Below are 8,954 nucleotides of genomic sequence, written 5' to 3' on the forward strand. Positions count from 1 at the left end.
ACCCCCTGGAGTCCCTACTGGTAGTCGATGAGCCACCCACGCGTCACTGGCGTCGGGCTGACGCCGTTCGGGAAACACTCCGAGCGGACGGGTCGGGACCTCTTCGCCGAGGCCGGACTGGCCGCGCTCGACGACTCGGGCGTCGACCCCGACGACGTCGAGGCCCTGTTCTACGGCAACTTCATGGGCGAACTCGCCGAACACCAGGGCCACCAGGCCCCGCTGATGGCCGAGGCCGTCGGGCTGGACGTGCCGGCCACGCGCTTCGAGGCCGCCTGCGCGTCAAGCGGCGCCGCGGTCCGCGAGGCGGTCAGACACCTCCGGAGCGGCGAGGCGGACGTGATCCTCGTCGGCGGGAGCGAGCGGATGACCAACATCGGCACCGCGGGCGCGACCGACGCGCTCTCGATCGCCGCCGACGACCTCTACGAGATCCGCGCCGGGATGACGTTCCCGGGCGCCTACGCGCTGATGGCCCGCGCGTACTTCCGCGAGTACGGCGGGACGCGCGAGGATCTGGCCCACGTCGCCGTGAAGAACCACGACCACGCGCTGCCCAACGAGTACGCGCAACTGCGCTCGGAGATCACCGTCGAGGACGCGCTGGACGCGCCGATGGTCGCCGAACCGCTCGGTCTCTACGACGCCTGCCCGATCACCGACGGCGCGAGCGCCGCCGTCCTGACTAGCGCGGAGTACGCCGAGGAGCACGGCTTCGACGCCCCGGTCGGGATCACCGGCACCGGGCAGGCGAGCGACCGCATGGCGCTGCAGGACCGCGACCACCTCCTGAAGTCCCCGGCCGCGAGCAAGGCCGCCGACGAGGCCTACGCCGACGCCGACGTCGGCCCCGACGACGTGGACGTCGCCGAAGTCCACGACTGTTTCACCATCGCCGAAGTGCTCGCCATCGAGTCGCTGGGACTCTACGAGGACGGCGAGGGGATCACCGCCGCGCGCGAGGGCGAGACGCACGTCACCGGCGAGATGCCGGTCAACCTCTCGGGCGGGCTGAAGGCGAAGGGCCACCCCGTCGGCGCGACCGGCGTCGCACAGATCGCCTCGATCACGAAGCTTCTGGAGGGGAAGTCCTCGTGGTCCGACGACGTCGACGACGCGCGCGTCGGTGTCGCGCACAACGCCGGCGGCACCGTCGCGAGCGCGACCGTCCACGTGCTGGAGGTGCAAGAATGACCGACAAAGCCAGAGACGGTGAGTACGACGACCTGCTCGACGCGATCGAGGATGGCGAGGGCTACTATGTGGAGTGTGCCAGCGGTCACGGTTGGCTCCCGCCCCGTCGCGTCTGTCCCGACTGCGGGAGTCGCGAACTGACGGAGACGCCCTTCCCGGAGTCGGGCGAGGTCGCGACCTACACCACGGTGTCGGTCGCGACGCCGCAGTTCAGCGCCGACACGCCGTACACGACGGCTATCGTCGACTACGGCCCCGTCCGCGTGACCGGGCTGTTGCGGGGCGTCGACCCCGACGATATCGAGGTCGGGATGCCGGTCGGTATCGAGGTCGGCGAGCGCGAGACGACGGGTGATCGCGCCGTCGTCTTCCGGCCGCGATAGGAACGCCTCGCCGCTCGCTCGGGCGGCCGTCTCCTGCAAGCACGACACGTTATTCCGATCGACCCGGAGGGGAGACGCATGCAATCCGTACTCCACCTCGTTTCCGGCGAAGAGAGCGAACAGGAAACGTCGCTGGCTATCGCGCGGAACCTCCTCGACGACGAGTCGGGCAGCATCGACGACGTCGCGGTCGTCGCGCAGGCGGACGGCATCACCGCCCTCACCGGCGACGGCGGATTCGCCGACGAGGTCGAATCGCTGTCCCGGGACGGCGTCTCGTTCAAGGCCTGCAGCAACACGATGGAGACGAAAGGCATCGACGAGTCGGACCTCCTCGGGAACGCGGAGATCGTCCCGGAAGGCGCCGTCGAAGTGACGCGACTAGAGAACGAAGGCTACGCGTACATGCGGCCGTAGCCCGGTACGCGTGGCGCCCTCGACGCTGTGGAGTCAGCCCGTCGTCAGCCCGATACCGACGGTGACCAGCCCGAGCGCGACGATAGTCGTCCCGACAGCCACGGCCCAGATCCGCTGGTACGTCTCGGCCGTCTCCGGGTCGTCGGTCCACCGGCTGGGGGAGACGAAGCTCCGGATCCGCATCGGGAACTTGATCGCGAACAGTCCCATCGCGACGGTGAGCGCGCCCAGCACGACGACGGCGAGGTCCATAGGAGTCGGACGACAGTCGACCGGAATAGCGTTTCTCTCTGCCGAAGTGTAGCCGAACCGCCGTTTAGCGGGCCGGACCGCGCTCTAGTGGTCCGCCGGCGTCCGCTCGCCGCGGACGACCGCGAGGAACTCCTCGGGGTGTTCGACGTGGGGAAGCAGCGCCGAGTCGCCGATTGAGACCAGTTCCACATCGGCGGCCTGTGCGAGTTCGCGACCGGTCGACAGCGGCGGCATGTCCGTCTCTTTCCCCCAGACCAGCGTCACCGGGACGTCGAGGGCAGCGAGCGTCTCGGCGAGGTCGACATCCGGGTCGAGGTGGCCGCTGACGAAGGAGGCCGGCGCGAAGCGCGCACCCGGCTGGTGGGCGGTCTGCCACTCGTAGTCGACGGTCTCCCCGTCGAGGTTCGCGGTGTCGTGGTAGCCGTGGTCGTCGTGGAAGTAGCGGATCGACCGCTTGCTCCCGATGGCGTTGTACACGGCCTGCCCGACGACCGGCACTCGAACAAGTGAGCGGAGCCAGACGCGCCGGCCGGGGACGGTGTCGGCGGTCGGGCAGATCAGGACGAGTCGCGACACGTCGACGTCGCTGGCGGCGTCGGCGACGTAGGCGGCCGTGAGCGACGAGGCGACGACCACCGCGTCCTCGCTCGACTCGGTCAGGAAGTCGCGGACGAACGTGGTGTACAGCGACGCCGAGTAGGTCAGCGGCGGGCGGTCCGACCGGCCGAAGCCCGGCAGGTCGGGGGCGATCACGTGGTAGTCCTCCGCGAGTCGCTCGAACACCGACCGCCACTCGTGGCTGGTCGCGGCGGCGTTGATCCCGTGGAAGAGGACGAGGTCCTGGTCCTCCGGGTCGCCCGCCTCGGTGTAGGCGACGTCGAACCCGCGCCAGCGGTACACGCCGTCGTCGCCCGACAGCGGCGGGCCCAGTTCGCCGGCCCGCCGGTCGAGTACCCGGTTGGCAACGGCAGTCGCACCGACTGTCCCGAGCGCCGCTCCGGCGAGTGTCCGCAGTCTCATACGCTCGTGTAGGGCCCTCGCCCGCATATAAGTGATGCACCGTCGATGGGCGGTCTGGCGACCGTCCTGCGGTGGGCGACCCAGTAGTTCGGGTCCGCGGTCGCGTCCGCTCCCGGGGGCCCGTCCTCACTCCCGCCGGTCGGCCACGCAGTCAGCGAGCGGTTCGAGGATCGCCTCGGCGACGGTGTACGGGTCGCTCTCGCGGCGGAGCACCGCCTCGACGTCCTCGTCGAGGCCGCCCCGGGCCTCGATCTCCTCGGCCAGTATTCCGCGGGCGTCCTCGCGGAGGAGCGTCCGTATCTCCTCGGCGTAGCGCATCCGCGCCTTCGTTTCGAGTCGTCCCGACTCGACCAGGTACGAGCGGTGGTCGTCGAGCGCTGCGACGAAGTCCTCGACCCCCTCCCCGCTGTTGGCGACCGTCTCGACGATCGGCGGATCCCACGGGTCGACCGCCGAACCGCCACCCTCCTCCGTGGTGGCGTCTCTGCGCTCGCCGCCCACGTCGACGGTCGTCTCCTCGAACCCGTGGTGACCGCCGCCGACCCGGACCTCGCCGTCGCGCAACTGGAGCATCTCGCGGAGTTCGGTGACGGTGCGGTCGGCGCCGTCGAGGTCGGCCTTGTTGACGACGAACAGGTCGGCGATCTCGAGGATGCCCGCCTTGAGCATCTGCACGTCGTCGCCGCTCCCCGGCGGGACGAGCACCGCGACGGTGTCGGCCGTGCGGACGATGTCGACCTCGTTCTGTCCGGCGCCGACGGTCTCGATTATTATCTTGTCCTTCCCGAACGCGTCGAGGGCCTTCACCGCATCCGTGGTCGCCGTCGACAGACCGCCGAGCGTGCCGCGGGCGGACATCGACCGGAAGAACACGTCCATGTCGCCGACGTTCGAGGCCATCCGGATCCGGTCGCCCAGCACCGCGCCGCCGGTGAACGGCGAAGCGGGGTCGATGGCGATGACGCCGACCGTCAGTCCCGCGTCGCGGTAGGTCTTGGCGAGTTTGTCCACGAGCGTCGACTTGCCGGCGCCGGGACTGCCGGTGATGCCGATCACGTCGGCGTCGCCCGTGTGCGCGTGGAGTTGCGAGACCAGGTCGCGATAGCCGGGCGACCGGTTCTCGATCTTCGTGATCGTCCGGGCGAGCGCCCGGTGTTTCCCGTCGAGCAGGTCCGCGATGAGCGGGTCGAGGTCGTCGCCGGACTCGGGGGCCGACCCCGAACCCTCCTCCGTCATCGTCGCTCGGGCGCGTTCGCCCGGATGTAGTCGATCATCTCGTCCATCGAGGCGCCGGGCCCGAATATCTCCGCGACGCCCTCCTCGCGGAGGAACGCCTTGTCGTCGTCGGGGATGATCCCGCCGACGATCACCATCGTGTCGTCCAGCGCGTCGTACTCCGCCAGGCCGTCCATGATCTTCGGGACGAGCGTGTTGTGCGCGCCCGAGAGGATGGAGATGCCGAGCACGTCCACGTCCTCCTGGACGGCCGCCTGGACGACCTCGTCGGGCGACCGGTGGAGTCCCGAGTAGATGACCTCGAAGCCGGCGTCGCGCAACGCCCGCGCGATGACGTGGGCGCCCCGGTCGTGCCCGTCGAGTCCGACCTTGGCGACGAGACAGCGGATCTGGCGTTGACCCTGCTCTGCGCTCATGCCCGTCTATTGGCTCGTTTCCCGTTTCACGTTTGCGGTGATTTTTGCGTCCCGCGCGGGTCGGACGCGCGGACGGTGACACCCGCGATTCCGAAGCGGGTATACCGGCGGCGTCCTCACCACCGGGTATGGCAGTCGCCGACTCACTGCAGTCACGGGCGCGGGCGAACCCGCGGCGCGTGACCGCGATACTCTCGGCTATCGGCTACGTGCTGGTCATCGGCGCGTTCACGCCCTACGCGCCGTTCCCGCAGATTAGCGACGACCTCGTCGTCCTGCTGGGCGACGCCATCGCCGTCGTCAACTCGCTGGCTCTGGTCTCGATCCTGGTCGGCGTCCGGTACATCAAACGCGGCGAGGTGCAGAAACACCGCACCGCGATGCTGACAGCCTTCTCGCTCATCCTCGTCTTCCTCGTCATGTACCTGGTGAAGGTCGGCGGCGGGTTCGAAAAGTCGATCCTCGCGACCGGCGCCGTCTACTACGCCTACCTCGTGATGCTCGCGGTCCACATCCTCCTGTCGGCGCTGGCGGTTCCGGTCGTCCTCCACGCCGTCGTGCTGGGACTGACCCACAGCCCCTCGGAGTTGCGAGACACGTCCCACGCACGTGTCGGCCGCGTCGCGGTGGCCGCGTGGTCGCTGAGTCTCTTCCTCGGCATCGTCACCTACGTCCTGCTCAACCACGTCTACATGTGGGAACACCGCGAGGCCGAGGCGCTCCTCGTCCTCGCGGTCGGGCCGTCGCTGCGCGCGCTCGTCGACGGACGCGACGGGGACTGACCGTCGACCCGGGACCGACGGACCGCCCGAACGGGGACTGCGCACGCGCCCCGTAGCGTTTTCCGGCCGCGTGTGCTACGCGGACGCATGGACGAGGAGCCGAACGCGGCAGTCGACGCCACCGCGAACGAGACGGAAGACGGACGCGACGGCCGCGGAGCCCCGAACTCCGACGGCCGCGGTCGCTGTGATTTCTGTCGGCTCCCGATCCCCGACGAGTCGGTCACCGCCCAGTACCACGGCGAGACCTACGCCTACTGCTGTGAGTCGTGTCGCGACGCGGCCCAGGACAGTGACAGGGTGTTCACCCAGTATCACGGGTTCCGCCGGGTCCCAACCGGCGTCGCGCCGCTCGACGAGAGCCTCCCGCAGGGGATCCCGCGCAACTCCTTCGTCCTCCTGACGGACCTCGCGGGGACCCGGACGGAGGCGATCCAGGCGGAACTGGTCTGGCGCGCGCTCCAGCGGGGCGAACCGGCGGTGTACGTCTCCTTCCTCGAACCGCCGATGTCCGTCGTCCAGGAGTTCGTCACGCTGGACTGGAACGTCCTCCCCTACCTGGAGTCCGGGCAGCTACAGATCCTCGACTGTTTCACCTACCGCCTGGAGAACCGCGAGCGGATGTACGACCGGCTGAACGACTGGAACGCGTTCCTCTCCGAGGCCACCGCCGACGCGACGGAGCAGGTCCGTGACCCGACGGAACTCGGCGAGTTACACAACCGCATCGACAGTGTGCTCGAGTCGCGAGACATGGAGGACCAGGGGGTCGTCGTCATCGACTCGCTGACGGAGTTCGGAGCGCTGGTCCAGCCGGTCAAGGCCTACGACTTCCTCAAGGACGTGCGCGCCGAGGTGTGCAAGAGCCGGTTCGTCCCCATCTACGCCGGCGCGACGGTCACGAGCGAGGACCAGCAGTTCCCCCACGATCTGAGCTACATGGTCGACGGCATCGTCGAACTCAACCTCGACGACGAACTCGTCGAGGGCTCGCTGATGAAACAGGTGCGCGTGCGGAAGATGAGCGGCGTGCTCACGCTCCCGAAGTGGGTCCTCTACGAGTACACCGCCGGCGAAGGGATCGTCACCATCGAACTCCACGAGGGGCCGCCGGACGAGGAGGCGGAGAACGCGAACGGCGCCGACTCGGCCGGCGACGACCAGCAATCTGCCCCCTCCGAGGACGGCACGGAGAGCGCGGGGCTCGGGCAGGGGCCGCCAGCCGGTCAGCCCGCCGAGAGCGTGGCAGCCGACGAGTCCGCCGCCGGGAGCGACGGGAGCGCGGAGGGCGCCGATCCGAGCGAGGACAACGGGCGGAACGAGACCGGGTGACGGTCAGTCCGTCCGCGGGAGTGCGCGAGCGCCGAGCGCGACGAACACGACCGCCAGCGCCGCGAGGACGAGGAGGTACTGCACCTGGAGCGGGACGGACGCGAGCGGCGCCGGATCGGTCGTCGTCGCGCGCACGCCGCGCGAGAAGTACGTCAGCGGCGACGCCCACATCGCGGGCCGGAACCACGCCGGGAGCATGCTCGGCGGGACGAAGGTGTCCGAGAGGAACAGCAGCGGGAGCGCGATGGAGTTGCTCGCGGCGATGACGCCGTCCTGCGAGTCGGCCAGCGAGCCGATGAGCGCGCCGACGCCGCAGAACAGCACGACGCCGAGCACGACGTAGCCGACGAGCAGGGCGACCACGGGCACCGAGAGCGGAATCGCCGCCCCCGTCAGGCCGACGACGAGCACCAGCAGCATGAGCGCGGCGAGGCCGATGACGACGACGTTGACGAGCGTCTGGGCCAGCAGCCACTCCGTCCTGGAGAGGGGCGTCGTCGCCAGTTTCTCGAAGCGGTTGCCGTCGCGGTGGCGGGCCACCTCGCTCCCGACCCGCGAGAGCGGGGTGAAGAGGACGACCACCGCGAGGTAGCCGGGGACGTAGTAGATTGCCGGTTCGGTGAACAGCCCGCCGCCGGTCGGCTGGGTCTGGACGAGCGCGCCGAAGATGACGACGATCAACAGCGGGAAGAAGAACGTGAAGAAGACGGCCGTGCGGCGGCGGAGGAACGAGTGCCAGCCCGCGCGGACCGACGCGAGGACGCGACCGCTCCGGGTCATCGGTCGCCCTCCGCGGGCCCGGCGTCCTCGGTCGACGCAGCGGTCGCGGCCCGCTCCCGTCCCCGACCCGCCCCCTCGCGGTCGTAGCGCGTCCCGTCCGTGCCGGCGAGTTCGAGGTAGACGTCTTCGAGATCGGGTTCGGACCACGTGAGCGCGTCGTAGCTCGCGCCCGCCGCCGCGAGGGCGTCGACGACGTCGCCGATGGCCTCCGGCGGGACGTCCGAGACGACCAGCGAGTCGCCCGCCCGCTCGGCGGGGTATTCGAGGTCGAGCGCGTCGGGGTCGGCGTCGGTCTCGACGATCAGTCGGCTCTCGCCGCCGAACTCGGCGACGAGCGCGTCCGGGTCGTCGACGGCCACGAGTCGGCCGTCCGCGAGCAGGCCGACGCGGTCGGCGAGGCGGTGGGCCTCGGCCATGTCGTGGGTGGTGAGGACGATCGTCGTCCCGCCGGCGGCGAGGTCCTCGAGGAGGTCCCACAGCGACCGGCGGCCCGCCGGGTCGATGCCGGTCGTCGGTTCGTCGAGGAAGAGGAGGTCGGGGTCGTTGACCAGCGCCGACCCGACGCAGGTCCGGCGCTGCTGGCCGCCCGAGAGGTCCTCGTACCAGGTGTCGGCGTCGTCGGACAGGCCCACGTCGGCGAGGACCGCGTCCACGTCGCGCGCCTCGTCGTAGAGGCCGGCGTAGTAGGTGAGGAGTTCGCGGGCGGTGAGCCGCGCGGGCGGGTCGAACGCCTGCGGGAGGAGGCCGATCCGCTCGCGGTCGACCGTTCTGGGGTCGGCGCCGAAGACGGAGACGGATCCGTCGGCGTCGGTCGTCCCGGTGAGCGCGCGGACGAGCGTGGTCTTGCCCGCGCCGTTCGGGCCGACCAGCGCGAACACCTCCCCGGCGTCGACCGAGAGCGAGACGCCGTCGAGGGCGACCGTCTCGCCGTAGGCCCGGCGCACGTCTTCGGCGACGAGCGTCGCTGTCATACCCGAACACAGCGGTGGGGCTCGCAAAGGCGGTTCGGTTCGACGCCGGAGCGCCGGCGTGCAGTCGCGGGACGGCGAACGGAGGGCGGATGTGCGTCAGCGGGGTGGGAGGGCGGATGTGCGTCAGCGGGGTGGGGGGCTGATGGAGGACGGATATGCGTCAGCGGGGTG

Annotated in this window: 11 protein-coding genes; 5 read left to right on the forward strand and 6 right to left on the reverse strand. The window is 70.2% G+C overall.

The features are described from left to right. Window positions 1-27: 27 nt before the first annotated feature. The 3 genes from D1409_RS21840 (at window position 28) to D1409_RS21850 (ending at window position 1,994) form a co-directional block, all read left to right on the forward strand. Window positions 28-1,194, forward strand: a complete 1,167-nt coding sequence (locus D1409_RS21840; RefSeq protein WP_123539082.1) for a thiolase domain-containing protein — start codon at window positions 28-30, stop codon at window positions 1,192-1,194. After that, complete coding sequence (locus D1409_RS21845; RefSeq protein WP_123539083.1) at window positions 1,191-1,577, forward strand: Zn-ribbon domain-containing OB-fold protein; 387 nt, start codon at window positions 1,191-1,193, stop codon at window positions 1,575-1,577. Before D1409_RS21840 ends, D1409_RS21845 begins: the two co-directional genes overlap by 4 nt. A gap of 78 nt (window positions 1,578-1,655) precedes the next feature. Continuing rightward, entirely contained in the window at window positions 1,656-1,994 is a 339-nt protein-coding gene (locus D1409_RS21850; protein ID WP_123539084.1) for a DsrE family protein, read from the forward strand. A gap of 33 nt (window positions 1,995-2,027) precedes the next feature. On the opposite strand, the gene D1409_RS21855 is transcribed toward D1409_RS21850, so the two are convergent. The 4 genes from D1409_RS21855 to D1409_RS21870 all read right to left on the reverse strand — a co-directional run bounded on the left by D1409_RS21855 (window position 2,028) and on the right by D1409_RS21870 (window position 4,918). After that, entirely contained in the window at window positions 2,028-2,246 is a 219-nt protein-coding gene (locus D1409_RS21855; protein ID WP_123539085.1) for a hypothetical protein, read from the reverse strand. Window positions 2,247-2,330: 84 nt separating this feature from the next. Continuing rightward, the gene (locus D1409_RS21860) at window positions 2,331-3,266 is read right to left on the reverse strand and encodes an alpha/beta fold hydrolase (protein ID WP_123539086.1); all 936 of its coding nucleotides are present in this window, start codon (window positions 3,264-3,266) and stop codon (window positions 2,331-2,333) included. A gap of 126 nt (window positions 3,267-3,392) precedes the next feature. After that, window positions 3,393-4,502: a methylmalonyl Co-A mutase-associated GTPase MeaB gene (meaB, locus tag D1409_RS21865; RefSeq protein WP_123539087.1), complete on the reverse strand. Its 1,110-nt coding sequence runs from the start codon at window positions 4,500-4,502 to the stop codon at window positions 3,393-3,395. Then, window positions 4,499-4,918 carry a cobalamin B12-binding domain-containing protein gene (locus tag D1409_RS21870; RefSeq protein ID WP_123539088.1) on the reverse strand — a complete coding sequence of 140 codons (420 nt, stop codon included), beginning with the start codon at window positions 4,916-4,918 and terminating at the stop codon, window positions 4,499-4,501. Before D1409_RS21870 ends, meaB begins: the two co-directional genes overlap by 4 nt. A gap of 128 nt (window positions 4,919-5,046) precedes the next feature. Between D1409_RS21870 and D1409_RS21875 the strand changes: the two genes are divergently transcribed. Further along, window positions 5,047-5,700: a DUF420 domain-containing protein gene (locus D1409_RS21875; protein WP_123539089.1), complete on the forward strand. Its 654-nt coding sequence runs from the start codon at window positions 5,047-5,049 to the stop codon at window positions 5,698-5,700. Between the two features lie 87 nt (window positions 5,701-5,787). Beyond that, a complete protein-coding gene (locus D1409_RS21880) occupies window positions 5,788-7,032 on the forward strand; it encodes an ATPase domain-containing protein (protein WP_123539090.1) in 1,245 nt (414 codons plus the stop codon). A 3-nt stretch (window positions 7,033-7,035) separates the two neighbouring features. Here D1409_RS21880 and D1409_RS21885 read toward each other — a convergent pair whose 3' ends face one another. Both D1409_RS21885 and D1409_RS21890 read right to left on the reverse strand, forming a co-directional pair. Continuing rightward, entirely contained in the window at window positions 7,036-7,812 is a 777-nt protein-coding gene (locus D1409_RS21885) for an ABC transporter permease (protein WP_123539091.1), read from the reverse strand. Further along, window positions 7,809-8,783 carry an ABC transporter ATP-binding protein gene (locus D1409_RS21890; RefSeq protein WP_206425152.1) on the reverse strand — a complete coding sequence of 325 codons (975 nt, stop codon included), beginning with the start codon at window positions 8,781-8,783 and terminating at the stop codon, window positions 7,809-7,811. The genes D1409_RS21885 and D1409_RS21890 overlap by 4 nt, the downstream gene beginning before the upstream one ends. Window positions 8,784-8,954: the final 171 nt, after the last annotated feature.

Source organism: Halosimplex salinum, assembly GCF_003730195.1.
In the GTDB taxonomy this organism is placed as follows: Archaea; Halobacteriota; Halobacteria; order Halobacteriales; family Haloarculaceae; genus Halosimplex; species Halosimplex salinum.

Excerpts from the sequence above, each read along its gene's own strand:
- D1409_RS21855 (WP_123539085.1), bottom strand. The coding sequence starts at position 2,246 with ATGGACCTCGCCGTCGTCGTGCTGGGCGCGCTCACCGTCGCGATGGGA.
- D1409_RS21880 (WP_123539090.1), top strand. The coding sequence starts at position 5,788 with ATGGACGAGGAGCCGAACGCGGCAGTCGACGCCACCGCGAACGAGACG.
- D1409_RS21875 (WP_123539089.1), top strand. The coding sequence starts at position 5,047 with ATGGCAGTCGCCGACTCACTGCAGTCACGGGCGCGGGCGAACCCGCGG.
- D1409_RS21885 (WP_123539091.1), bottom strand. The coding sequence starts at position 7,812 with ATGACCCGGAGCGGTCGCGTCCTCGCGTCGGTCCGCGCGGGCTGGCAC.
- D1409_RS21845 (WP_123539083.1), top strand. The coding sequence starts at position 1,191 with ATGACCGACAAAGCCAGAGACGGTGAGTACGACGACCTGCTCGACGCG.
- meaB (WP_123539087.1), bottom strand. The coding sequence starts at position 4,502 with ATGACGGAGGAGGGTTCGGGGTCGGCCCCCGAGTCCGGCGACGACCTC.
- D1409_RS21840 (WP_123539082.1), top strand. The coding sequence starts at position 28 with ATGAGCCACCCACGCGTCACTGGCGTCGGGCTGACGCCGTTCGGGAAA.
- D1409_RS21850 (WP_123539084.1), top strand. The coding sequence starts at position 1,656 with ATGCAATCCGTACTCCACCTCGTTTCCGGCGAAGAGAGCGAACAGGAA.
- D1409_RS21860 (WP_123539086.1), bottom strand. The coding sequence starts at position 3,266 with ATGAGACTGCGGACACTCGCCGGAGCGGCGCTCGGGACAGTCGGTGCG.
- D1409_RS21870 (WP_123539088.1), bottom strand. The coding sequence starts at position 4,918 with ATGAGCGCAGAGCAGGGTCAACGCCAGATCCGCTGTCTCGTCGCCAAG.
- D1409_RS21890 (WP_206425152.1), bottom strand. The coding sequence starts at position 8,783 with ATGACAGCGACGCTCGTCGCCGAAGACGTGCGCCGGGCCTACGGCGAG.